General features: G+C 72.9%; 24 protein-coding genes and 1 tRNA gene. 9 read left to right on the top strand and 16 right to left on the bottom strand.

The genetic code is table 11. The annotated features are described in order from the left end of the window. Positions 1 to 16 precede the first annotated feature (16 nt). Positions 17 to 832: a Bax inhibitor-1/YccA family protein gene (locus ACFPL3_RS13675; protein ID WP_343942295.1), complete on the bottom strand. Its 816-nt coding sequence runs from the start codon at positions 830 to 832 to the stop codon at positions 17 to 19. Between the two features lie 100 nt (positions 833 to 932). Then, the gene (locus ACFPL3_RS13670) at positions 933 to 1,334 is read right to left on the bottom strand and encodes a hypothetical protein (RefSeq protein ID WP_343942294.1); all 402 of its coding nucleotides are present in this window, start codon (positions 1,332 to 1,334) and stop codon (positions 933 to 935) included. Between the two features lie 163 nt (positions 1,335 to 1,497). Here ACFPL3_RS13670 and ACFPL3_RS13665 point away from each other — a divergent pair, with 163 nt between their 5' ends. Genes ACFPL3_RS13665 through ACFPL3_RS13655 form a run of 3 tightly spaced genes read left to right on the top strand, consistent with a single transcriptional unit; the run spans position 1,498 to position 2,610 of the window. Next, the gene (locus ACFPL3_RS13665; RefSeq protein ID WP_343942293.1) at positions 1,498 to 1,740 is read left to right on the top strand and encodes a hypothetical protein; all 243 of its coding nucleotides are present in this window, start codon (positions 1,498 to 1,500) and stop codon (positions 1,738 to 1,740) included. Between the two features lie 10 nt (positions 1,741 to 1,750). Then, positions 1,751 to 2,227, top strand: a complete 477-nt coding sequence (locus ACFPL3_RS13660; protein WP_343942292.1) for an OsmC family protein — start codon at positions 1,751 to 1,753, stop codon at positions 2,225 to 2,227. Then, complete coding sequence (locus ACFPL3_RS13655) at positions 2,224 to 2,610, top strand: hypothetical protein (protein WP_343942291.1); 387 nt, start codon at positions 2,224 to 2,226, stop codon at positions 2,608 to 2,610. The genes ACFPL3_RS13660 and ACFPL3_RS13655 overlap by 4 nt, the downstream gene beginning before the upstream one ends. 9 nt (positions 2,611 to 2,619) lie before the next feature. On the opposite strand, the gene ACFPL3_RS13650 is transcribed toward ACFPL3_RS13655, so the two are convergent. Then, a complete protein-coding gene (locus tag ACFPL3_RS13650; RefSeq protein WP_343942290.1) occupies positions 2,620 to 3,330 on the bottom strand; it encodes an alpha/beta hydrolase in 711 nt (236 codons plus the stop codon). A gap of 111 nt (positions 3,331 to 3,441) precedes the next feature. After that, the gene (locus ACFPL3_RS13645) at positions 3,442 to 4,266 is read right to left on the bottom strand and encodes an SAM-dependent methyltransferase (protein WP_343942289.1); all 825 of its coding nucleotides are present in this window, start codon (positions 4,264 to 4,266) and stop codon (positions 3,442 to 3,444) included. A 224-nt stretch (positions 4,267 to 4,490) separates the two neighbouring features. Between ACFPL3_RS13645 and ACFPL3_RS13640 the strand changes: the two genes are divergently transcribed. Continuing rightward, positions 4,491 to 5,384, top strand: coding sequence for a helix-turn-helix domain-containing protein (locus ACFPL3_RS13640; RefSeq protein ID WP_343942288.1), 894 nt, complete (start codon positions 4,491 to 4,493; stop codon positions 5,382 to 5,384). Between the two features lie 666 nt (positions 5,385 to 6,050). Here ACFPL3_RS13640 and ACFPL3_RS13635 read toward each other — a convergent pair. After that, positions 6,051 to 6,287, bottom strand: coding sequence for a DUF397 domain-containing protein (locus ACFPL3_RS13635; RefSeq protein ID WP_343942287.1), 237 nt, complete (start codon positions 6,285 to 6,287; stop codon positions 6,051 to 6,053). Positions 6,288 to 6,833: 546 nt separating this feature from the next. Between ACFPL3_RS13635 and ACFPL3_RS13630 the strand changes: the two genes are divergently transcribed. After that, complete coding sequence (locus tag ACFPL3_RS13630; protein WP_343942286.1) at positions 6,834 to 7,073, top strand: hypothetical protein; 240 nt, start codon at positions 6,834 to 6,836, stop codon at positions 7,071 to 7,073. A gap of 87 nt (positions 7,074 to 7,160) precedes the next feature. Here ACFPL3_RS13630 and ACFPL3_RS13625 read toward each other — a convergent pair whose 3' ends face one another. The 4 genes from ACFPL3_RS13625 to ACFPL3_RS13610 form a co-directional block, all read right to left on the bottom strand. Further along, positions 7,161 to 7,952: a class I SAM-dependent methyltransferase gene (locus ACFPL3_RS13625; RefSeq protein ID WP_343942285.1), complete on the bottom strand. Its 792-nt coding sequence runs from the start codon at positions 7,950 to 7,952 to the stop codon at positions 7,161 to 7,163. A gap of 24 nt (positions 7,953 to 7,976) precedes the next feature. Continuing rightward, positions 7,977 to 8,366: a DsrE family protein gene (locus ACFPL3_RS13620; RefSeq protein WP_343942284.1), complete on the bottom strand. Its 390-nt coding sequence runs from the start codon at positions 8,364 to 8,366 to the stop codon at positions 7,977 to 7,979. A 130-nt stretch (positions 8,367 to 8,496) separates the two neighbouring features. Continuing rightward, the gene (locus ACFPL3_RS13615; RefSeq protein ID WP_343942283.1) at positions 8,497 to 9,573 is read right to left on the bottom strand and encodes an alpha/beta fold hydrolase; all 1,077 of its coding nucleotides are present in this window, start codon (positions 9,571 to 9,573) and stop codon (positions 8,497 to 8,499) included. Between the two features lie 42 nt (positions 9,574 to 9,615). Then, a complete protein-coding gene (locus ACFPL3_RS13610) occupies positions 9,616 to 11,172 on the bottom strand; it encodes a hypothetical protein (protein WP_343942282.1) in 1,557 nt (518 codons plus the stop codon). A 90-nt stretch (positions 11,173 to 11,262) separates the two neighbouring features. Between ACFPL3_RS13610 and ACFPL3_RS13605 the strand changes: the two genes are divergently transcribed. Then, positions 11,263 to 12,171: a hypothetical protein gene (locus ACFPL3_RS13605; RefSeq protein WP_343942281.1), complete on the top strand. Its 909-nt coding sequence runs from the start codon at positions 11,263 to 11,265 to the stop codon at positions 12,169 to 12,171. Here ACFPL3_RS13605 and ACFPL3_RS13600 read toward each other — a convergent pair. Continuing rightward, positions 12,168 to 13,304, bottom strand: a complete 1,137-nt coding sequence (locus ACFPL3_RS13600; RefSeq protein ID WP_343942280.1) for an acyltransferase family protein — start codon at positions 13,302 to 13,304, stop codon at positions 12,168 to 12,170. The genes ACFPL3_RS13605 and ACFPL3_RS13600 overlap by 4 nt on opposite strands. Beyond that, positions 13,301 to 13,948, bottom strand: a complete 648-nt coding sequence (locus ACFPL3_RS13595; protein WP_343942279.1) for a TetR/AcrR family transcriptional regulator — start codon at positions 13,946 to 13,948, stop codon at positions 13,301 to 13,303. Before ACFPL3_RS13595 ends, ACFPL3_RS13600 begins: the two co-directional genes overlap by 4 nt. Positions 13,949 to 14,065: 117 nt before the next feature. Here ACFPL3_RS13595 and ACFPL3_RS13590 point away from each other — a divergent pair, with 117 nt between their 5' ends. After that, positions 14,066 to 14,431 carry a hypothetical protein gene (locus ACFPL3_RS13590; protein ID WP_343942278.1) on the top strand — a complete coding sequence of 122 codons (366 nt, stop codon included), beginning with the start codon at positions 14,066 to 14,068 and terminating at the stop codon, positions 14,429 to 14,431. 386 nt (positions 14,432 to 14,817) lie between these two features. On the opposite strand, the gene ACFPL3_RS13585 is transcribed toward ACFPL3_RS13590, so the two are convergent. From ACFPL3_RS13585 to ACFPL3_RS13570, 4 genes are all read right to left on the bottom strand, one after another. Continuing rightward, positions 14,818 to 14,891 (bottom strand) — tRNA-Leu (locus tag ACFPL3_RS13585). Between the two features lie 37 nt (positions 14,892 to 14,928). Next, on the bottom strand, positions 14,929 to 16,308 hold the full coding sequence (locus ACFPL3_RS13580; RefSeq protein ID WP_343942351.1) for an NAD(P)/FAD-dependent oxidoreductase: 1,380 nt from the start codon (positions 16,306 to 16,308) through the stop codon (positions 14,929 to 14,931). A gap of 11 nt (positions 16,309 to 16,319) precedes the next feature. After that, positions 16,320 to 17,018, bottom strand: coding sequence for a uracil-DNA glycosylase (locus ACFPL3_RS13575; protein WP_343942350.1), 699 nt, complete (start codon positions 17,016 to 17,018; stop codon positions 16,320 to 16,322). 422 nt (positions 17,019 to 17,440) lie between these two features. Further along, a complete protein-coding gene (locus ACFPL3_RS13570; protein ID WP_343942277.1) occupies positions 17,441 to 18,394 on the bottom strand; it encodes a Ppx/GppA phosphatase family protein in 954 nt (317 codons plus the stop codon). A gap of 204 nt (positions 18,395 to 18,598) precedes the next feature. Between ACFPL3_RS13570 and ACFPL3_RS13565 the strand changes: the two genes are divergently transcribed. Next, positions 18,599 to 20,224 carry an isovaleryl-CoA dehydrogenase gene (locus tag ACFPL3_RS13565; RefSeq protein WP_379589088.1) on the top strand — a complete coding sequence of 542 codons (1,626 nt, stop codon included), beginning with the start codon at positions 18,599 to 18,601 and terminating at the stop codon, positions 20,222 to 20,224. Here the strand turns inward: ACFPL3_RS13565 and ACFPL3_RS13560 are convergent. Beyond that, the gene (locus ACFPL3_RS13560) at positions 20,211 to 20,825 is read right to left on the bottom strand and encodes an FMN-dependent NADH-azoreductase (RefSeq protein WP_379589046.1); all 615 of its coding nucleotides are present in this window, start codon (positions 20,823 to 20,825) and stop codon (positions 20,211 to 20,213) included. The genes ACFPL3_RS13565 and ACFPL3_RS13560 overlap by 14 nt on opposite strands. A 66-nt stretch (positions 20,826 to 20,891) precedes the next feature. Between ACFPL3_RS13560 and ACFPL3_RS13555 the strand changes: the two genes are divergently transcribed. After that, on the top strand, positions 20,892 to 21,764 hold the full coding sequence (locus tag ACFPL3_RS13555; protein WP_343942275.1) for a sigma-70 family RNA polymerase sigma factor: 873 nt from the start codon (positions 20,892 to 20,894) through the stop codon (positions 21,762 to 21,764). Positions 21,765 to 21,770 lie beyond the last annotated feature (6 nt).

Genomic DNA, 21,770 nt, shown 5'->3' with positions numbered 1-21,770 from the left:
TCGCGTCAGGCGCGGATCATTCCTGGCGGAGGTAGCTCAGGAGCCGCAGGATCTCGATGTACAGCCAGACCAGGGTGGTCATCAGGCCGAACGCGATGTACCACGCGAACTTCGCCGGGGCACCGTCGCGGACGGCGCGGTCGGCCATGTCGAAGTCGAGCAGCAGGCTGAACGCGGCCACGCCGATGCAGACGATGCTGAACAGGTAGGCCAGCGGCGAGCCGTCGCGCAGGCCGATGCCGCCGGTGGTGAAGAAGCTGGCGACCAGGTTCACCACCATCAGGATGACGACGCCGAACATGGCGCCCATCAACCACTTCGTGAACTTCGGTGTGACCCGCACGGCGCCGGTCTTGTAGACGACCAGCATGCCGATGAACACACCGGCGGTGCCGACGACGGCCTGGAAGCCGATACCCTCGAACTGGGTGCCCGACATCTCCAGCGCGCCGGTGATGCCCCCGAGCGCCACACCCATGGCGGCCGAGTAGGTGAGCACCAGACCCGGGTTCGTGCTCTGCTTGAAGATGACGATCAGCGAGACGATGAACCCGGCGATGAACGCCGGGAGCACGAGCCAGTACATCCCGCTGAGGGCGGTGAGCACGCCCGCGGCGAGCGCGACGCCGCCGGTGATCGCCGTCTTGGTGACGACATCGTCCATGGTGAGCGGGCGCTCATCGACCCCGGCCCGCCCGTAGCCGACCTGCGCGGCCTGGGCGTCGGCGTAGGCGGTGGCCCCGCCCATCGCGCCGCCCTGGCGGTCGAACGTGGCGTACCCACCCTGCCCACCGGGCAGGTTGCGGAACGCCGGGTTGCTGCTGGTGCGCACCTGGGTCCTCCTCGGAAGCGAATCATGCGTCCGTGCACTTCAACGAGGGAGCGCCCTTGGACGTTCCCCGTTCGGTAAAGATGACTTTACTGCGATTCGGTCACGGCGGGTCCAGGGCGATCCCCGCGCGCTCCAGGGCGGCCTCGGTGAGGAGCCGGGCGAAGGGCCGGTCCCGCGGATCCGCGGTGGCGAGCGGGGCGTCCACGGCCACGAGCCGGCAGCACTCCAGCAGCGTCTCGTCGTACGCCTCGAGCGTGGCCCGGCGGCGCACCTGGTTGCGGAAACAGCCGCAGCACACCTCGCGGCGCAGCCGGCGCAGGTTCGCGACCACGGACTCGAGCGGCGGCCCGGCCGGTGCGACGTGACGGCGCCTGCGACGCTCGATCCACGCCGTGGCGGCGGCGGGGAGCAGCCGCACGACCACCCAGAAGAGCGCGGTGGGCAGCACCGCGACGAGGACGTAGAGCAGCAGCCCCAGCAGGACAGGACGGTCGCCCGCCATCGTCGAATGGTAGCCCGCACGCACGGGCCGCGGGAGCGTTCGCGCCGGTCGTCCAGGGGACGTACCCCGGTTTGCACGTGCACGCAGCGGCCGCGCCGCATACGCTCCGGCACTCGGCACTGGGGAATTCGACACTCGGGGAACCTGCTGGAGGTGGCCGTCGATGTGGGCGTTCTTGTCCGCCCGGCTGCGGTGGTGGCTGATTCTCACGATCGGCGTACCGCTGCTCGCCTGGGTGCTCGGCCGGATCGGCGATCTCATCGAGGCGAAGCGTGGCCCCAACGGCGTGAGCACGGCGTTGCAGAAGGGCCGCGGATGGCTGCGTCGCCGCTCGCGCGGGCCGCTCGCCCGGCGCCGGTCCGGCGACCCCACCGGGGTCCGCGACGCCGGCGCCCCGGCCCGTTGACCGGCCGCAGATGACCGAGCAGCCGGTCCACACCTACCGCGCCCTGTGCTCCTGGTCCGGTTCCACCGCGGGTGGCTACCCGGCCTACGACCGCGGGCACCGTGGCAGCACCCCGCCCGCCGAGCAGGAGCTCGCGCTCTCGTCCGACCCGGCGTTCCTCGGCGATCCCACCCGGCTCAACCCCGAGCAGCTCCTCGTGCTCTCCGCGGCGTCCTGCCAGCTGCTGTCGTTCCTCGCGGTGGCCGCGCGCGCCCGGCTCGACGTGCGCGACTACCGCGACGACGCCACCGCGCTGATGCCGGAGACGCTGCGTCCGGTGCGGCTCTCCGAGATCGTGCTGCGGCCGCGGATCACGCTCGTCGCGGGCCCGACAGAGGAACGGGTGCGTCACCTCGTCGAGGTGGCACACCGGGAGTGCTTCATCGCCAACAGCCTCACCACCCCGGTGCACGTCGAGCCGTTGATCGCGTTCGTCGAGGCCGGATGAGGGCCGCCCCGTTCGTCGCGGCGTTGGCCGTCGCCACGGTGGTGCTGTGGCTGGTCGCGTTCCCGGCCGACTGGAGTTCGGTGCCCACCGCCGACCCGCAGACCTGGGAGTCCCCACTCACGGCCGGGCACTGGGCCGCGGCGCTGGCCGGGCTGGCGGTGCTGGCCTTCGCGGGCGGTTACGCGCGCGGCCCGGTGGCCGCCCTGCTGGGCGTCGCGGTGCCCGCCGTCGTGCTGTTCTGCTGGTTCAGCGCCACGGCGGAGGTCATCGGGGCGAACCTCTGGCCGGTCGGGGCCCTGTTCCTCGCCCCGCCGCTCCTCGCGGGCGTCGCACTGGCGGCGGCGCTCGGCGCCGCGGCGCGCCGGCACCGCAACCGGGTCTGACCGCCCGCGTCAGCGGCCCGCGCCGGTACGGGCCGCCGCCAGCAACTCCGCCCGCAGCACCCCGCCCAGCTGCGCGGGCCGGGACAGGAACGGGGAGTGCGAACCGGGCATCCGCAGCACCCGGTCGGCGCGCTGCGCCATCGCCTCCTGCGACGCCACGGGGATCGCCGCGTCCCGCTCGCACACGACGTAGGTGCTCGGGATCGTGCGCCAGGCCGCGTTCGTGAGCGGCTGCTCGAACGCAGTCAGTGACTGGTGACCCAGCCGGGCGACCGCGCCGCGCGCCGTGTGCGGGCGCACGTCGGCGTAGAACACCTCGAACGGGCGCAGCGCGTCGACGTAGCCCTCCGTGCGGTGCACGTCCCACCAGCTCGGGACGTCGCCGCCGGCGGCCCCGAGCACCGACTCCCCGATGTCGAGCTGGAACGCACACAGGTAGACCAGCCCGACGACATTGGAGGCGCCTGCCAGGCCCTGCGTGGCCGGCACGCCGCCGTAGGAGTGGGCGCACACCACCACCGGCCCGTCCACCACCGCCACCGCCGCCCGCACGGCCTCGGCGTCGGTGCGCATGTCGGCGAGCGCGCTCGCGTCGGGACCCACCGAGGGGAGGGACACGGTGCGGACGTCGAGGTCGGCGAGCTCCCCGACCAGCCTGCGCCACACCCACGGCCCGTGCCACGCGCCGTGCACGAGGACAAGGGTGGGAGCCGGGGCCATGGCGACCTCCAGGAAGCGCGTGCGGAGCCCGGAGCAAACCGCCGCAGGCCGCAACCGGGCAACGTCACTTCCGCGGAACGGAAGAACCGTTGCCCGGCCTTGACGGACGGCTCAGGGTTTGCGGCCGACCGCGCCGACGATGGTGTAGGAGACCGACGGCATCGGACGCACCCGCGGGCCGTCGGGCCACCAGTTGGCACAAAGCACGAGACCCGGTTCGACGAGTTCGAGCCCCTCCAACATGCTGAGGATCTGTTCCCGGGTGCGGAACGACCCGCTCCCCATCGGGCTGTGCAGGAAGATGTCTTCCATCTTGCGCGCGAGCGCGCTGTACTCGTCGGTCTCCGGGTCGAAGAAGTGGCTCAGCGCCACGTACGAACCCGACGGCAATGCGTCGATGTACTCCCGCATGATCTCGGCGTACCGGTCACCCGTGTAATGGTGCATGGTGCCGCAGTGGTACAGCGCGATCGGCTCGGAGAAATCGAGGTTCTTGCGCACGACCTCGTTCTGCAGCACCTCGCTCGGCTCGAAGATGTCGGCACCGATGAGGTGGGTCTGGTCGTTCTCCTCGAGCAGCGCACGGCCGTGGGCCAGCACCACGGGGTCGTTGTCGACGTAGACGACCTTGGACTCGGGGTCGATCCGCTGCACGACCTGGTGGGTGTTCTCCGCGGTGGGCAGACCGGAACCGCAGTCGAGGTATTGCTTCACGCCGGTCTGGCTCGCGATGAACCGGCTCGCACGAATGAGGAATTCCCGGTTGTCCCATCCGAGCTGAGTGGCCTCGGGAGCGACTTTCTGGATCCGCCGCAGAACCTCGCGGTCGATCTCGTAGTTGTCCTTGCCGTTCAGGAAGGCGTCGTAGACCCGGGCAACACTGGCCTTCGACACATCGATGTAGGCGGGAACGACCTCTTCCTCGGTACTCGACACACTCGCCTCACTCGGTAGTTGATCTCGGGAACCCGGGAGTCTACGGCGGCCAGACGAGTGTAGGGCAAGGACTGATCGTGTTGAACCTCGGACGCGATCCTCCACTTGCCCTTCTTCCCGTGTACGGTCATCGTCCAGCAGAGTGCCGGCCTTGCTCGTTCTCCCATCAGCGGGAAGTGGGGTGGGGCCCGAACAACGGAGCCGGAAGTCCGCGAGGAGGAGCGATGGCCGAGGGTGGCCGCGCCGAGCCCAGCTCCGCGCTGTCCGCCGACGCCCGCGGGGTCACCGCACGGCGGATCGTGCTCGGCACCCAGCTGCGCAAGCTGCGCGAGAACGCAGGCATCTCGCGCGCCGACGCCGGCTACCAGATCCGAGCGTCCGACTCCAAGGTCTCCCGGCTCGAGCTCGGCCGCGTGGCGTTCAAGGAACGCGACGTCGCCGACCTGCTCACCATGTACGGCGTCAGCGACCCCGAGGAGCGCGAGCAGTTCCTCGAGATGGTGCGCCGGGCCAACGAGCCGGGCTGGTGGCGCCGCTACACGGACGTCACGCCGAGCTGGTTCCAGGACTTCGTCGGCATGCAGGAATCGGCATCGCGCATCCACACCTACGAGCTGCAGTTCGTCCCCGGCCTGCTGCAGACCGAGGGGTACGTGCGCGCCGTGCTCACGCGCGGCCGCCCCGACTACGCACCGCCCGACACCGAGAAGCGCATCCACCTGCGCATGCAGCGCCAGACCCTGATCACCAACCCGAACCCGCCCCGACTGTGGGCGGTCATCGACGAGTCGGTGATCCACCGCCCGATCGGCGGACGCAGGGTGCTGAAGGAGCAGCTGCAGTTCCTGCTCGAGATGTCGAAGCAGCCGCACATCACGATCCAGATCGTGCCCACGCAGCTCAGCGGCTACGCCGCGGAGGGCCCCTTCACCCTCCTGCGCTTCGCCGAGCCCGAGCTGCCGGACGTCGTCTACATCGAGCACCTCGGCGGGGCCGTCATGCTCGACGGCGTCGAGGAGATCGAGATCTTCAGCCGCGCCCTCGACCGCCTCACCGTCGACGCGGAGACCCCGGACCGTTCCCGGCAGATGCTCTCGAAGGCGATCGCCGAGCTCTAGCCGGCTCCCCGCGCCGAGAAGCACCACAGGGTCGCCGCACCCGCCGCGCACTGCTCGATCAACAGCCCCGAGCAGCACCTCGCTGCTGTCCCAGCAGCCCTGCTGTGCGGCTCGGCGCCGATCGGGGCACCAGGTCCCCGGCCCCGAGAAGCACCACACAGTTGCCACGCCCACAACGACGTACTACTCACTTCGATCAAGGACCCCCAGCAGCACCCCACAGCTGTCCTCGCGGCTCTGACGTGCGACTCGGGCACGACCACGAGCGGGTGACCGGTGCCCACGAAGATCGAGGCGAGCCTCGGCCGGCCGTCACCGCGGCGCCACCCCGGCCCCGAGAAGCACCGCACGGTCGTCCGCTCGCGGTGACGTACTGCTCGGCCCGATCAACAACCCCGAGCCGCACCCCACAGCTGTGTCGACAACGCTCATGTGCGGGTCGGCGCCGATCACCGCCCGGCAGGACCCCGTCCCGAGAAGCACCACACGGTCGCCGCGCATACAGGGACGTACTTCTCGCTCCGATCAACATCCCCGAGCAGCACTTCACTGCTGCCGCGACAGCCCTGACGTGCGGGTCGCGCAGTGCGTCAGCCGGTCCGGACACACCGACGCCCGGCGTGAGGAGCACGCCGGGCGGCAGTCGGAGCGGGGCGAACCCGGTGGTCAGCGCGCGGGGCGCTCGCCGAACTCGCCGTGCCAGGCGCCCTGGAGGAACGCCGACCACTCGTCGGGGGTGAACACGAGCGCGGGGCCGGCCGGCTGGCGCGAGTGGCGCACGGCCACGTCGCCATGGTCCAGCATCGCGACCTCGACGCAGTTGTGCTGCCCGCTGAACGAGCTCTTGCGCCAGTGGGCGCCGTCGATCTCCTGCGCCGGCACCACGATGCGATCGTTCGCCATCTTGATCACCTTCCGGGTGGTCGAACAGAACGGCGTGCGTCGCTGACGGTAGCAGCCTGCATATGCACGTGCATATGGCTTGCGCACCTGCAGTCGACGAACGCAGCCCGGTTCATCCGAATGAGTGGCCCCTGATCAGGGCTTCTGGCAGGCGAGCACTCTCCGTGCGTGCCTGTCGGTCACCCCGAAGATCGGGATTTCGGCCGTGCAGGACTCAAGTGCACGCTCGTCTGCACGTGCACCAATGCATGTGCAGCGTCGGCTTGCATTTGCAACCTGTGACCGTCACACTGCTCTATGTGTCCGAGACTTCACTCAGCGGAGCCTCGAACGCTTCAGGGGAATCGACGGCACGAGCCGTCTGACGGGCGCCCGAGCTCGTCGTTCGGGCCGGGTTTCCGGCCCCCGACGATCGGCGGCACGGTGAGCGACGGAGCGCCAACCGGCGAGAGGAGCAGCGGTGTTGCGGGGTACAGCGAGGGGGAGCTCGCGGGCAGGTCGACGAGAACGACGGGCGGCAGGTCTGCGCGACCTGCGGATCGCGTGATGGGCGCGGCTCCGGTGGCCCGGGAACCGAGCGACCAGATCCACAGCATCGCCGAGGTCCTCGCGGCCACCTTCACCACGTCGGCGGTGCGCCACATCCTCGCCGAACACAGTCCCGACGACACCGGCCACTGCCGCGGCTGCCGGCTCCCCACCACCACCGCGCCGGTGTGGCCCTGCCGGCTGTGGGAGATCGGCAAGGAGATGGAACGGCTGCGCGCCGCGGGCGGGCGTCGCTAGGCCCGCTCCCACCCCTGAACCCGGCGGCGGGCGTCCCCAGAGGGGGTGCGCTCGTCGCCGGCCTGTTCCGGGGTTTCCGGCCGGCGGTCAGCGGGACCCGTGCACGACCCAGGCCCGCGCGAACAGCCGGATCGAGCCGTCCGGCTCCACGGGGAGGCGGTCGCCCAGCAGCCCGCGCAGCCCCGCGCGCCCGCGGTCGTCGAGCGAGCTGACGTACCCGGGAGCGGGGCCCTGGCCGCCGAGGAACGGATCCCAGAAGTCGTCGAGGTCGCGGAACCGGGTGGGGACGTCGACGGGCTCCACGTCGACGCCGGTGAGGCCGGCCGCACGCCAGAGCGCCGCGAGGGGCCCGGGCCGGCACAGCGGGAACCGGCGCCCCTCGGCCCGCTCCGCCATCGCAGGGTCCAGCTCGGTGGCGGCGTCCCAGAAGTGGCGGATCATCTGCATGCCCTCGGCGTAGTCCCACAGGTAGGCGGCCACCACGCCGCCGGGCGCCGTCACCCGCACCAGCTCCCCGAGCGCCTCCTCTGGATCCGCGACGAAGTTGAGCACGAGCCCACTCACCGCGGCGTCGAAGCACCGGTCGCGGAACGGCAGCGCACGGGCGTCGGCCACCGCGAAGTGCGCCCGCGGGTCGGCCACCGACCGGCGGGCGTGGCCGATGAAGCCCCTCGACGGGTCGATGCCGAACACACCGGCCGGCTCGCAGTGCCGCAACACGGCCGCGGTCAGGGCGCCGGTGCCGCAGCCGACGTCCAGCCACCGTGCGCCGGCGGGCACTCCGAGCCGGCGCACGACGACCTCGGCGACCACGCGGCTCCATCGGCCGACGTACCGCTCGTAGGCCTCCCCGACCTCCCAGGCCTCGGCGCCGTCCACGAGCGGGAACCTACGCGCTTGCCGTCAATAGCTGAACGTCGTCGCGCCGTCGCCTATCCAGCGCCACATCGGCACGGTGCCGCCGATCTCGGCCGACTTGATCAGGTTCGTCTCGTCGAGCTGCTTGGCGGTGAAGCAGATCGGGCAGACCAGGAACGTGCCGCCGGCGGTCTGGTAGCGCTCGATCAGGTCCGCGAGCGACGGGCAGCCCGCGCACGCCGTGCCGGTGGCGACGCCGGGGACGGCCAGGCGGACGGCCTCCTTGGTGAGGAACACCAGCGTGGGGCGGCCCTCCTCGGCCGCGGCGAAGGCCACGAGCATCGCGACGGTGACCCGCTCGGCGTCCTCCAGGCCCGTGGTCAGGCTGATCACGGCCTTGTTCGTGGTGGTCGTGGTGGTGGTCGGGGCGGTCATGGCGGTCGTCCTCTCCGTGTCATCGGTACGACCGGGACGACGTTAGGAACCGCGGACCCGCGGCGGATCGGGGTCGGCCGCCGACTTCCGCGGGCCGGGTCCGCGGGCGATGGCGGTGAACACGTAGCCCTCACCCGTGGGTGAGCAGCCGCGCCACCGCGGCCGCGCGGGCCGAGCGCCCGGACAGGCCGAGCTTGCTGTAGACGCTCGTGAGGTGCCGTTCCACGGTGCGCACCGACATCGCGAGCTGGCGCGCCACCTCCTGGTTGTCGTCCCCGCGACCGACCAGCCGCAGCACGTCGAGCTCGCGCTCGGTGAGCAGCCGCAGCACCGCGTCGGGGGCACGGGCGGCGATGCGGTCGGCGGCGAGGAACGCCGCGAGCTCGTCGAGCAGCACGGGCCAGGCCGCTTCGTGGGCGAGGGTGATGTGGTTGTCGCTGTCCAGGGTCACGAACCGCGCGCCCGGGATCCGCGCGGCCAGCTCGCGCCCCCGGGCGAACTCGACCATGCGATCGCCGCGGGCGTGCAGCACGAGCGTGGGCACCGTGACCGCCGGCGCGAGGTCGGAGACGTCCACCCGCATCCGCGCCGCGCGGGAGCGCACCGCGTTGTCCGGGCTCGTCGCCACCGCCTGCAGGTCGTCGAGCCAGCCCGCCTGCTCCTCGGTGGCGTCGGGGATCATGAGCGTGGTGAACACCCGCCGGAAGGTGCTGTCCTTCCGGCCGAACCCGACCTTGATCATCTGCTGGAACGTCTGCTCCAGCTCGGCGCCCTCCGGGTCCCGGCTGATCGCCACCGCGTACGTGCCGTAGAGGACGAGCCTGCTGAGCCGGTCCGGGTGCCGCACGGCGTAGGAGACCGCCACCGGCCCGCCCTGAGACATGCCCAGCAGCGCGAACCTGTCGAGCCCCGCGGCGTCGGCCACCGCCTCGAGGTCGGCGAGCCGGGCGTCGAGACCGTAGTCGGGCACCTCCCGGTCGGAGAGGCCGTAGCCGCGCTCGTCGTACCGCACGACGGTGGCGAACCGGCCGATGTCGAGCAGGAAGTGCCGCCACACCGGGCTCTGCCAGTCGAACTCCAGGTGGCTGAGCCAGCACGACGCCAGCAGCAGCGGCGGCCCCGCCCCATGCACGGCGTAGGCCAGGCGCGTGCCGTCGGCGCTGCGACAGAACCGCAGGTCCTGCGGCGGATCGGCCCCCGGCGGCATCGGGCCAGCGTAACCGCGCTCACCCCGTACGCGGACCCCTCGTCACCAGGTCCGCCGCAGGATCGCGTAGCCGTCGCCCTCGGCGACCGGCGTGTACGCCGGCGCGAGCACCTGCTCGACACCGGCCAGGTCGGCTGGGCACGCCACCGCCTGGACGTAGGGGTGGTCGGCCGCGCTGGGCAGCACCGCGCCCGGCACTTCCGCGGGCGAACGCGCGAGGACGGTCATGCCACCGGTCATCGGCTCGCGGGCGCGGACGATGGAGGTCTCGTCGACGTTGACCTTCTCCTGCCCCGTCTCGATCGCGTGGTCGACTCCGAACCACTTGAGGGTCGGCACGCCGACGGTCACGCCCGGGGTGTCCTCGCAGCCGTGCCGCGACGGCACCGTCAGGTACAGCAGCGGTGACCCGGCCGGCACCGCGGCGTCCGTGGCCGCGTCCACCCGCGCGATCCGCCGGCCGACGTCGACGTACTCCACGGCGTGCAGCCCGAGGACGCCGACCACGAGCAGGCCGGTCACGACCGTCAGCCGCGCCCGGACGGCCCGGTACGGCAACGCCGCGACCGCCAGGAGCAGCGCGGGCATCACGAACCGCTCGTCGGGCTTGATCAGACCGTTGATCATGCTGATCGGCAGCACCAGGGCGATACCTGCGAGCAGGCCGGCGAGCCAGAGCACCGGCCTGCCCTCGACCGCGGCGCGCAACGCCCGCCGGTCGAGCTGGAACAACACGAGCGCGGTGAACGCGACCGCGAGCCCCAGGTTGAGCCAGAAGAGCGGCCACACCGCGGGGAACGGGTCGAGCCGCAGGAACAGCTGCAACGTCTCGGTCAGCGAGATCGCCTTGTCGAACCACGACGAGTACAGGACGACGCCGTCGCCGCCGCGTTCGGCGCCCACGTACCAGGCCGCCAGCAGCACGCCGGGTAGCACCGTGCCGAGCAGGAACAGGGCCCGGCGGCCGCGCCCGGTGCGGGCGAGGACCAGCGCGTGCAGGAGGACGGCGAGCCCGCCGATCCCCCACGCCACCAGGTGGGTCAGGTAGAGCCCGACGCCGAGCAGGCCCAGCTGCACCAGGCGCCCGCGGCCCGGGCCGTCCGGCGTCCCCACCGCCCGGTGCAGCACCGCGACGAGCACGAACACGAGGGCGAGCCCCACCATGAAGCTGAGGTAGCCCTTGTAGAGGTAGAAGCCCGGGGCCCACAGGAACCCGAGGAACTCGATCGGCGTGGCTCGGCCCTGCAGGGTGCGCACCAGGTAGCCGAAGGAGATCGCGAACGCGAGCACCGTGAGGACGACGAAGAGCTGCCCCGCGGCCTCGATCGGCAGGAACACGTCGAGCACGGCGATGCCGAGCGGTGCGGCGAGGTTGGGCACCGGCACGGGGTCGAGCGAGTAGGTGCGGGCGAGCCCGAGGGAGCTCGCATCCGTCCCGAACAGCAGACCCGACACGACGTGGCCCTGGAAGAGCCACTGGTAGTAGTCGTAGAACGGCAGGAGCTGCGAGCTGTAGAGCACCGCGACCGTGGCCGAGCACAGGACGAGCCAGGTCACCGCGCCGTCGAAGCGCACTCCCGAGCGGACCGTCGTGGGCATCCCGGCATGGTGCGTTCCGGACGCTGTGGATTCGCTGAACGTGTCCGATCTGTTCACGACGTCACACCCCGAGGCGAGCAGGCTGGGGCCATGTCCATCGACCTGAAGGCCGCGGAGTCCTTCCTCGCCCGCCACGCCCGCCTGCTCGACCGGCGCCGCTACGAGTTCCTCATCGGCGCCGCGCCGCCGGAGGCCGTGCTCGCCGCCGTCGACGGCTACCGCAACCCCGACGGCGGGTACGGCTGGGGGCTCGAGCCCGACCTGCGCGCGCCGGAGAGCCAGCCGGGCGGCGCGCTGCACGCGTTCGAGGTCTTCGCCGAGATCGGTCCGCGCACCACCCCGCGCGCAGCGCAGCTCTGCGACTGGCTCGAGACGATCACGCTGCCGGACGGCGGGCTGCCGTTCGCCGTGCCGGTGGCCGACGACAGCGGCTGCGCGCCGTTCTGGGCTCAGGCGGATCCGGCGGTCTCCACGCTGCACAGCACGGCGTTCGTGACGGGCGTCGCGCTGCGGGTGGCGGCCCACGACCGGGCCGTCGCAGGCCACCGGTGGACCGGCCGAGCCGTCGAGTACTGCCTGGCCCGGATCGACGCGCTGGACGCCGCCCCGCACGCGATCGAGCTGTCCTTCGCGGTCCGGTTCCTGGACGAGCTGGCCGCCACACGGCCCGACGCCGCCGACCGGATCGACCGGTTGCGCCGCTTCTTCCCGGACGACGGCATCGTCCCGGTGGCGGGCGGCTCGCCCGGCGAGGTCCTGCGACCGCTCGACTTCTCGCCCCTGCCCGGCCGCCCCTCCCGCGGGCTGTTCCGGCCGGAGGTCGTCGAGGCCGAAGTCGACCGGCTCGAGTCCACGCAGCACGACGACGGCGGCTGGTCCGTCGACTTCGCCAGCTACTCGCCCGCGGCCGAGCTCGAGTGGCGCGGGTACGCGACCGTCGGCGCGATCGCGACCCTGCGCGCCAACGGCAGGCTGACACGCGCGGCGGTGGCGGGTTAGAGCACCCTCCGGGCGCCCGGCAGCCTGCGGACCACGAACGCCACGACCCAGCACAGCGGCACCCCGAGCACGGCCAGCAGCGCGAACTTCGCCACGGCAGGCGCCTGCACACCGCTGAGCGCGTGGCCCAGGGCGACCAGCACCACGGGGTGGACGACGTAGACGGCGAAGGCGTGCGCCGACAGGAACCGGGCGCGTCGCCCCTGCCGGTCGGCGCGCTCCCGGAACAGCACCAGCAGGCCTACGACGATCCCGACAGCGAACGCCTGCTCGCAGGCCGCCATCAGCAGGGACGGCCAGGTGCCGCCACCCAGCACCGCGTCGGCCCCGGCGTTCATCAACAGGAGGACGATCGCCACCGCGGCGACGGCCGCGGTGGCGAACCCGGCCCGCCCCGCCGCCCGGGACAACCCCGCCGTCCACCCTCGGCGGGCCGCGACCAGCCCGACGACGAACAACGCCGCGTACTGCGGCAGGTAGGCGGCCGTCGGCAGGCCGGGGACCTGCACGTCCATCGGCACCACGATGCGCCACAGGTAGGTCACCAGGGCCAGTCCGGCGACGAAACCGGCGATGGCGCCGGCTCCGGGTGCGCGCTCGGCGGCCGGGACCGGTGCGGCGTGCCGCCCGTCGTCGGACCGCCGCCGCCACAGCACGTACAGCGCGCTGAACACCAGCAGCACCCCGACGAACCACATCGGTCCCGGGTTGATCGACTGCAGCGAGAACTGCCAGTAGGGCAGGTCGACGCCGTGCCGGGCGGCGGCGTCGCGCTCCTGCACGAAACGGTCCACCGTCACCAGGGGACGCAGCACCAGCAGCCAGAACACCAGCGGCACCCCCAGGCGCAGCAGGCGGTCGGAGAGGAACCGGCCCGCCCCCTTGCGGTCGTAGGACCCGGGGACGAAGAGCGCCGAGATGAGGAAGAAGGCGCCCATGAAGAACGCCTGGTCGAGCAGCACCAGCACGTCCAGCAGCACCGCCGAGGCGTCGGCAGGCGGCTCCACGTAGAACCAACCCGGGATGGTGCCGTACCCGAGCGCGGCGTGGTGGATCACGACCAGGGCCGTCAGGGCGGTGCGCAGGTTGTCGACGTACCCGAGCCGGGGGCGGGTGGTGGTGGACCGGGTCATCGCTCGACCACGCCCTCCGGAGCCGCGGCGCGCATGGCGTGCTCGAACAGGTCAGCCAGTTCCTCGGCGTGCGCCGCCATGTCGTGGTCGGGATGGGCCACCCAGTAGGCGAACATCGCGTCGATCGCGGCCTGCACGGACACGGCCATCACGCGCGTGTCGAAGCGGCGCAGCTCGCCGGACCGCTGGCCGCGGCGGAACAGCTCCTCCCGGGCGCGGTGCACCGGCTCGTTGAAGGCGGCGCCGTACCGGCGCCTGCCCTCCGCGTCGCGGACGTTGTGGAAGATCTCGCCGAGCGCGAGAAGGTGGGCCCGCCGGTCGCGCATGTAGGCGGCCACCGACCGGATGTTCGCCCGCAGCGCGCCGCACGCCGTGGGCTGCTCCTCCATCCGCGGCAGGACGAACTCGCCGATCTCGCGGTAGACCTCCTCGACGATCTGCTCCATCAGCTCGGTCTTGCCCGCGAAGTGGTAGGAGATCACGCCCTTGCTGATGCCGGCGCGCTCCGCGATGCGCGCGAGCGACGTGCCGGCGTAACCCAGCTCGGCGAACGTCTCGATGGCGCTCTCGATGATCTGGGCGCGGCGCGCCTCTTCGATGAAGGACGGCCGCTTCTGACCAGCCGTCGCATTTTCTGACCGCACGGCCAGAAAGTAGCACGAGCGGTCAGCCCGGCACACTGCGCGCGCCTCGTCGGTATGGGAGTGAGTTCGCGTCTACGTCTACGACAGCGCTGGCGACCGGTCCAAGAGCGCGAGATCGTGCTGGGCAACCGCGTCGGCGGGCCGGAGATGGTGATCGACGAGGTCGAGCGCCGCGCCCCGGACGGCTTCGACCGCCTCGACGACGTCATCGACCCGGCCGAACTGGAGGCCATCGGGAAGAGCTACGCCGCGGCGTCCGTGGCGGCACCCCCCGCTAGCCCACACACCACCTCAGTCGTTCACACACCGACTGCAACCGGTGTGCCGGCACCACACCTGGTGTGCGAGCGCCTGGACGACGTCGGCGCTGGTGTCTCCCTCGGCGGCGCTGTCGCTGGCACATCGACTTCGGCACTGGCACATCAGCGCGAGCGTCGACACATCGACTGCAACTGGTGTGTCGGCGCGAGAGGTGGTGTGTGAGCGCCCGGAGACCGGTGGAGGCGTCGGCAGGGGCTGGCGGCTGGCACACCGGCTTCGGCGCTCACACACCGACTGCAACCGGTGTGCCGGCACCACAACCGATGTGCGAGCGCCCCAGCCGCCTCGCGGACGCCCCACGGAAGGCCGGCCTCCACCCCGACGAGCTCACACACAACCTCCGGCCCTCACACACCGACTGCAACCGGTGTGCCGGCACCACGACCGTTGTGCGAGCCCGGCGGGGCCGGCCTCATTGCCCCCGCAGCCGCGACGACCTCCTTGACGAAGAGGTCGAGCCGCCGGCGCCGGTCCCAGGAGGTGATCCGGAGGGTGACCTCGGTGGCGCCGTCGGCGTAGACAGGCGCTGCTCGTGGAGATGCAGTACGTGCCCCCGGTGGGGTTCGAACCCACACACGAGCCCTTTTAAGGGGCTTGCCTCTGCCGGTTGGGCCACGGGGGCGCGCGCCCAGCCTACGGCCGGCGCCCGCCCCGGGCGATCAGGCGTTCTTGGGTCCGGTGGCGACCGGCTCCGGGTCCTTCTTCTCCTCCGCGGTGCGCTTGCTCGGGCCCGCGACTCGGCTGAACTCCGCCTTCGGGTCCATGAGCTGGCCGAGCGCCACGACCTCGCGCCCGAGGAACAGCGCGCCCGTCCAGTCGAAGACGATGCGGATGCGCCGGTTCCAGGTGGGCATGCGGCTCACGTGGTACGTGCGGTGCATGAACCACGCGATCGGCCCGCGGAGCTTGACGCCGTAGATCTCCGCCACGCCCTTGTACAGGCCGAGGCTGGCCACCGAACCGGCGTAGCTGTGTTCGTACTTCTTCAGCGGCCGCCCGCGCAGGTGCGCCACGATGTTGTCGGCGAGCACCTTGGCCTGGCGCACCGCGTGCTGGGCCGACGGGCTGGTGCGGGCCTCCGGGTCGTCCTTCGACAGGTCGGGCACCGACGCGCAGTCGCCCGCGCTGAACACCTCGGGCATCCCGACCACCTGCAGCTCAGCCGTGCACTCGACCCGGCCCCGGCTGTCGCGCGGCAGGTCGGTGTGCTCGAGCATCGGGTTCGGCTTGACGCCCGCGGTCCAGACGATCGTGTCGGTGTCGAACTCGGTGCCGTCGTCGAGGACGACGTGGCCGTCCTCCATCGTCTTCACCCGGGTGTCGAGGAAGACCTCGATCCCGGCCTCCATCAGCCGCTCGACGGTGTAGCGGCCCATCCGCGGCCCGACCTCGGGCATGATCCGCCCCGCCGCCTCGACGAGCACCCAGCGCAGGTCCTCCGGCGCGATGTTCTCGTAGTAGCGCGTGGCGTACCGGGCCATGTCCTGCAGCTCGGCGAGCGCCTCGATCCCGGCGTAGCCGCCACCGACCACGAGGAACGTGAGCAGCCGGCGCCGCAGCTCGGGGTCGACCGTGGTGGCGGCCGCGTCGAGCTGCCCCAGCACGTGGTTGCGCAGGTAGATCGCCTCGCCGACGGTCTTGAACGCGATACCCCGCTCGGCCAGCCCCGGCACCGGGAGCGTGCGCGCCACCGACCCGGGCGCCACGACGAGCACGTCGTAGCCGAGCGTGGTGACCGTGCCCGAGACCAGCTCGGCGGTGACCTCGCGCGCCGCGTGGTTGATCGAGGTGACCCGACCGGTGAGGTGGTGACACTTGCGCAGGACCTTGCGCAGCGGCACCACCACGTGACGCGGCTCGATCGAGCCGGCCGCCGCCTCCGGGAGGAACGGCTGGTAGGTCATGTGCGGCTGCGGGTCGATGACGGTGATCTCGGCCTCGCCGCGCCGCAGCTTCTTCTGGAGCCGCAGTGCGGTGTACATGCCGACGTAGCCGCCGCCGACGACGACGATCCGCGTGTTGCGCGCCATGACACCCATGTTCCCACTGCTCACGGTGCGGACACCTCCCTCCCGGGGGTGAGCCTGGCAACGCCCGCCGCACGTTTGAGCACGTCCTCGAGCATCGCGGGCGTCAACCGCCCGGTGAAGGTGTTCTGCTGGCTCACGTGGTAGCAGCCGAAGAGGTGCAGCGGGCCCCGCTCACCCGCGAGGTCGACGTGCGCGCCGTGGGCGAACCGCGGCCGCGGCCGGGGCACCACCCAGCCCGCCTCGGCGAGCACGGGGAGCAGCGCCTGCCAGCCGAACGCCCCGAGCACCACCACCGCCCGTGGCCGCAGCAGCGCGAGCTCCGCGCGCAGCCACGTGCCGCAGCGGTCGCGCTCCTCCGGCGTGGGCTTGTTGTCCGGCGGCGCACAGTGCACGGGCGCGGTGATCCGGGTGTCGAACAGTTCCAGCCCGTCGCCACTGTGCACGGCCGTCGGCTGGTTGGCGAGCCCGACGGCGTGCAGCGCCGCGTACAGGACGTCACCGGAGCGGTCGCCGGTGAACATCCGGCCCGTGCGGTTCGCCCCGTGCGCGGCCGGGGCGAGCCCGACGATCAGCAGCCGCGCGTCCGTGGGCCCGAACCCGGGCACCGGCCTGCCCCAGTACTCCTGGTCGCGGAACGCGGCTCGCTTCTCCGCGGCCACCCGCTCCCGCCAGGCGACCAGGCGCGGGCAGGCGCGGCAGTCGACGAGCGCCGCATCCATCTCGGCGACGCTCCGGAAGCCCCCCGTGGCCGCGCTCGTCCCCCCGGCGCTCGTCCCCACGGCTTCCACGCTACGCACGCCCACCCCCTCCCGCGCGAGTCCCCCACCCACTCCGGCGAGTCTCGCGTTCCGCCGGCTGAGAGCCCCAATCCGTACGGAGAACTCAGCCGCACCGACGCGGGACTCGCGCGGCCAGACGGGAGACTCGCCCGACTTGGCGCGAGTCCCGCGTTCCAGTGGCCGAAAGCCCCATACCGAACGGAGAACCCGGCCGCGCGGATGCGCGACTCGCCCGACGAAACGCGGGACTCGCCGGCCAGATGGGGGACTCGCACGGCGAGACGGGAGACTCGCCCTGGCCGAATGCGGGACTCGCGCCATGAGACGGGAGACTCGCGCGGCCGGGTGGGGGACTCGCCGGGTCAGGCGATGGAGCGGGCGATGCCGTCGAGGATGTCGTGCTCGCTCACGACCAGCTCGGAGATGCCGGCGCGGGCGTGCAGCTCGGCGGCCAGCACGTCGACGATCAGCGCCCCACCGCCGATCACATCGATGCGGCCGGGGTGGATGCCGCCGTGGCGGCCGCGCTCCTCGCGCGTCATCCCGAGGAGCTCGTCGGCGATCCGGTGCAGGTCGGCCCGGGGGATCCGGGACAGGTGCACGGCGTCCGGGTCGTACTGCTCGAGGCCCTGCGCCACCGCGGACAGCGTGGTGATCGTGCCCGCGACGCCGACCCAGGTGCGCACGCCGTCGACGGGCACGGCGTCGAACGCCTCGTGCAGCACGGCTGCGGCCAGCTCGCGCCCCTCGGCCACCTCGGCCGCGGTGGGTGGGTCGCCGTGCAGGCACCGCTCGGTGATCCGGACGCTGCCGATGTCGACCGACCGGGCGGCGCGCACCGCGGCCGCACCGTCCTCGATCGTGCCGACGACCAATTCCGTGGACCCGCCCCCGACGTCGACCACGACGAACGGCCCGTCGTCCGGGTCGAGGTCACCGACGGCGCCGGTGAAGGCGAGCTGGGCCTCCTCGTCCCCGGAGATCACCTCGGCGTCGACGCCGAGGGTGTCGCGGACCATGCCGAAGAAGTCGTCGCGGTTGCGCGCGTCGCGGGTGGCGCTCGTGGCCACCATGCGGACGCGTTCGGCGCCCTTGCGCCGCAACACGGCGGTGTAGTCGGCGAGGGCGGCGCGGGTGCGCTCGATCGCCTCCGGCACGAGCTCGCCGGTGGCGTCGACGCCCTGGCCGAGCCGCACGATCCGGGTCTCGCGGTGCACATCGCGCAGCGCGGGCACCCCGTCGAAGCCGGTGGTCACATCCGCGACCAGCAGGCGGATCGAGTTCGTCCCGCAGTCGATCGCGGCCACCCGTGCCATGCGCTCCCCCTCCGTCGCCCTCACCGTAGCGCCACGGCGCGAATCGGCTACGCGGCGCCGACCTGCCGCTACCCTCGGCGCGTGGACCCGATCAGCGAGGAGCAGGCGCGGAGCGCTCCGGCGGGTTCCGCGCCCAGCATCCCGGCCCAGGCCGGGCGCAACGGCCGTGGCCGGCCCGGGCGCGTCCCCTCCCCCGAGCCACCGTTGCAGCCCGGCGACCACCGCACCCACCGCGTCGAGAACCAACCGCCACCCGTGGCCGGTGCCGACGTGCTGGCCTGCGACCCGGCGCTCACCGAAGCGGTGGCCCGCGAGGGCGCGGAGGAGGCGCTGCCCGCCCTGCGGCAGCTCGGCGCCCTCGTCACGTCACCGGAGGCCCGGGAGCACGCCCGCCTCGCCGACACCCACCGGCCGGTGCTGCACACGCACGACCGGTACGGGCACCGCATCGACGAGGTCGAGTTCCACCCGTCGTGGCACTGGTTGATGCGCACGTCGGTGGGCTGGGGCCTGCACGGGGCGCCGTGGGTGGCCGAGCCCGGCACCGGCGCCCACGTCGCGCGCGCCGCGGGCTTCTACCTGATGAGCCAGCTGGAGGCGGGCCACGGCTGCCCCATCTCCATGACGTACGCGGCGGTGCCCGCCCTGCGCCACGACCCGGAGCTCGCCCGGCGGTTCGAGCCGGGCCTGCGCTCCACCTCGTACGAGTTCGGGCTGGCGGAGCCGTCCACGAAGGCGGGGCTGCTCGCCGGGATGTCGATGACGGAGAAGCAGGGCGGCTCGGACGTACGCGCCGGCACCACCACGGCCACCGTCACCTCCGACGGCACCTACCGCCTCCTCGGGCACAAGTGGTTCACCTCGGCCCCGATGAACGACCTGTTCCTGACGCTGGCGCAGGCCCCGGGCGGGTTGACCTGCTTCGTGCTCCCCCGGGTGCTGCCCGACGGCACGCGCAACGCCATCCGCCTGCAGCGGCTCAAGGACAAGCTCGGCAACCGGTCGAACGCCTCGGCCGAGATCGAGTACACCGGGGCCACCGGCTGGCGCCTCGGCGACGAGGGCCGGGGCGTGCAGACGATCATCGAGATGGTGTCGATGACCCGCCTGGACTGCGTGCTCGGCTCGGCCGCGCTCACCCGGGCCGCGCTCACCGAGGCCGCCCACCACGTGGCCCACCGCAGCGCGTTCGGCACCCGGCTCGCCGACGCCCCGCTCATGCAGGCGGTGGTCGCGGACCTCGCGCTGGAGTCCGAGGGCGCCACCGCCCTCGCGATGCGCCTCGCCGGGGCCGTGGACCGCGGGGAACGGCAGCTGCTGCGGCTCGCGCTGCCCGCCGCCAAGTACCTGGTGTGCAAGCGGGCGCCCGCCGCGGTCGCCGAGGCCCTCGAGTGCCTGGGCGGCAACGGCTACGTCGAGGAGTCCGGCATGCCGCGCCTCTACCGGGAGGCACCGCTGAACTCGATCTGGGAGGGCTCGGGCAACGTCACCGCGCTCGACGTGCTGCGCGCGGTCACGCGGGAGCCGGACTCGGTCGACGCCGTGTTCGAGGAGATCGAGTCGGCCTCCGGCCGCGACTCCTGGTTCGACCGCGGGGTGCGCGAGCTGCGCACCGAGCTGCGCGCCCGCGAGGAGCGGCGCGCCCGCAGGCTGGCCGAGATGCTCGCGCTGTGCCTGCAGGGCTCGCTGCTGCTGCGCCACGCGCCCGACGAGGTGGCGCGCGCCTTCGTCGCGAGCCGCTTCCTGCCCGACGGGCCGTGGCGCACGTCGGGCACGCTGCCCGCGGAGTCGCAGACCGCCGAGCTGGTCGCGCGGGTCACGCCGTCCTGAGCCCCACCCGGCGGCGGGCCGCGGCACCGGCCGCGGCGGCGCGGGCCACGGCGTCGGCGTGCGAGCGTTCGGCGAGGTGGCGCAGCTCCGCGAGCGCGGGGTCGTCCGCGGCGGCCGTGAGCTCGGCGACCAGCAGGGTGACGTCGGCCCCGAACAGGTCGGCGAAGATCCGCCGCAGGTACGGGGTGGCGTGGTCCCAGCCCTCCCGCGGGCTGCCCGCGCCGTAGCCGCCACCGCACGCCACGGCCAGCACCACCGGCACCCCGTCCAGCGCCGTGCCGGGCGGTGTGCGGCGCGGGTCGAAGCGCGGGTCGACGATCAGCAGGTCGATCCAGCTCTTCACGACCGCCGGGATCCCGAAGTTGTACATCGGCGCCCCGACGACCACCGCGTCGGCGGCGAGCACCTCGTCGGCCAGGGCCGCCGCCACCGACGAGCGCTGCGGCCAGGCGCCGGTCAGCCGCGGGTCGGCTGCCAGGTCCCGGTGCACGACGTCGCCGCCCGGCCCGGCGGCCCGCCACGCCCGTTCCACCGCGCCGGTCAGCTCGCGGCTCACGGAGCCGTCGTGCCGGATGCTCGAGTCCACGCGCAGGAGTGCCATCGGTGTCCCTTCCTGGTGATCCGATCCGTCACCCTCATGACGGACGCCGGGAGACGGAGGGGACGGATGCCGGACGACGAACTCGCGCCGCGGTTCGAGGAGCACCGCGCGCACCTGCGGTCGGTGGCGCAGCGGCTGCTCGGCTCCCCCGCGGAGGCGGACGACGCGGTGCAGGAGGCGTGGCTGCGCTACCGGCGCGCCGACACCCGCGACGTCGCCAACCTGCGCGGCTGGCTCACCACCGTGGTCGCTCGGGTGTGCCTGGACGCGCTGCGCGCACGGACGGCGCGCCGGGAACAACCGGCCGGATGGGACCTCCCGGACCTCGCGGGCGGCCCGGACCCGCAGGACGAGGCACAGCTGGCCGACTCCGTCGGCCGGGCCCTGCTCGTCGTGCTGGAACGGCTCGGGCCCGCCGAGCGGATCGCGTTCGTGCTGCACGACGTGTTCGCGGTGCCGTTCGCCGACATCGGCGCGGTCCTGCACCGCTCACCGGACGCGGCGAAGAAGCTCGCGGGCCGCGCCCGGCGGAAGGTGCGGCTGCCCGACGGCGAGCTGCCACCCGACCTCGACGGGCACCGCCGGATCGTCGACGCGTTCCTCGACGCCGTCCGCCGCGCCGACCTGGACGCGCTGCTGGAACTGCTCACGCCCGACGTCGAGCGGCGTGCCGACCCGGTGGCCCTGCCGCGGGGTGCGGCGACGGTTCTCCGCGGTGCCGCGGACGTCGCGGCCGAGGCGCGGGTGCTGTCCCCGCGGCGGGCCCGGCACGCGACGCCCGCGCTCGTGGACGGCGGCGTCGGCGCGGTGGTCGTGTCCCCGGCCGGGCGGCTCGTGGCGGCGCTGACGTTCACGATCGCCGACGGCCGGATCACCGCCTTCGAGGTGATCGCCGACCCGGCCCGGCTGGCCGGACTGGACGTGGCCACCCTCGCCTGAGCCTGA

The organism is Pseudonocardia zijingensis (genome assembly GCF_042657305.1).
In the GTDB taxonomy this organism is placed as follows: Bacteria; Actinomycetota; Actinomycetes; order Mycobacteriales; family Pseudonocardiaceae; genus Pseudonocardia; species Pseudonocardia zijingensis.
Note: the sequence above shows the minus strand (reverse complement) of the source record. Positions and strands in the feature narration are given on the sequence as shown.

Bases quoted from the DNA above. Each gene is read 5' to 3' on its own strand.
- ACFPL3_RS13650 (WP_343942290.1), bottom strand. From the start codon at position 3,330: ATGGCCCCGGCTCCCACCCTTGTCCTCGTGCACGGCGCGTGGCACGGG.
- ACFPL3_RS13560 (WP_379589046.1), bottom strand. From the start codon at position 20,825: ATGGCACTCCTGCGCGTGGACTCGAGCATCCGGCACGACGGCTCCGTG.
- ACFPL3_RS13655 (WP_343942291.1), top strand. From the start codon at position 2,224: ATGAGGGCCGCCCCGTTCGTCGCGGCGTTGGCCGTCGCCACGGTGGTG.
- ACFPL3_RS13635 (WP_343942287.1), bottom strand. From the start codon at position 6,287: ATGGCGAACGATCGCATCGTGGTGCCGGCGCAGGAGATCGACGGCGCC.
- ACFPL3_RS13640 (WP_343942288.1), top strand. From the start codon at position 4,491: ATGGCCGAGGGTGGCCGCGCCGAGCCCAGCTCCGCGCTGTCCGCCGAC.
- ACFPL3_RS13620 (WP_343942284.1), bottom strand. From the start codon at position 8,366: ATGACCGCCCCGACCACCACCACGACCACCACGAACAAGGCCGTGATC.
- ACFPL3_RS13555 (WP_343942275.1), top strand. From the start codon at position 20,892: ATGCCGGACGACGAACTCGCGCCGCGGTTCGAGGAGCACCGCGCGCAC.
- ACFPL3_RS13580 (WP_343942351.1), bottom strand. From the start codon at position 16,308: ATGGGTGTCATGGCGCGCAACACGCGGATCGTCGTCGTCGGCGGCGGC.
- ACFPL3_RS13670 (WP_343942294.1), bottom strand. From the start codon at position 1,334: ATGGCGGGCGACCGTCCTGTCCTGCTGGGGCTGCTGCTCTACGTCCTC.
- ACFPL3_RS13630 (WP_343942286.1), top strand. From the start codon at position 6,834: ATGGGCGCGGCTCCGGTGGCCCGGGAACCGAGCGACCAGATCCACAGC.
- ACFPL3_RS13605 (WP_343942281.1), top strand. From the start codon at position 11,263: ATGTCCATCGACCTGAAGGCCGCGGAGTCCTTCCTCGCCCGCCACGCC.
- ACFPL3_RS13665 (WP_343942293.1), top strand. From the start codon at position 1,498: ATGTGGGCGTTCTTGTCCGCCCGGCTGCGGTGGTGGCTGATTCTCACG.
- ACFPL3_RS13615 (WP_343942283.1), bottom strand. From the start codon at position 9,573: ATGCCGCCGGGGGCCGATCCGCCGCAGGACCTGCGGTTCTGTCGCAGC.
- ACFPL3_RS13600 (WP_343942280.1), bottom strand. From the start codon at position 13,304: ATGACCCGGTCCACCACCACCCGCCCCCGGCTCGGGTACGTCGACAAC.
- ACFPL3_RS13610 (WP_343942282.1), bottom strand. From the start codon at position 11,172: ATGCCCACGACGGTCCGCTCGGGAGTGCGCTTCGACGGCGCGGTGACC.
- ACFPL3_RS13575 (WP_343942350.1), bottom strand. From the start codon at position 17,018: ATGGATGCGGCGCTCGTCGACTGCCGCGCCTGCCCGCGCCTGGTCGCC.
- ACFPL3_RS13660 (WP_343942292.1), top strand. From the start codon at position 1,751: ATGACCGAGCAGCCGGTCCACACCTACCGCGCCCTGTGCTCCTGGTCC.
- ACFPL3_RS13570 (WP_343942277.1), bottom strand. From the start codon at position 18,394: ATGGCACGGGTGGCCGCGATCGACTGCGGGACGAACTCGATCCGCCTG.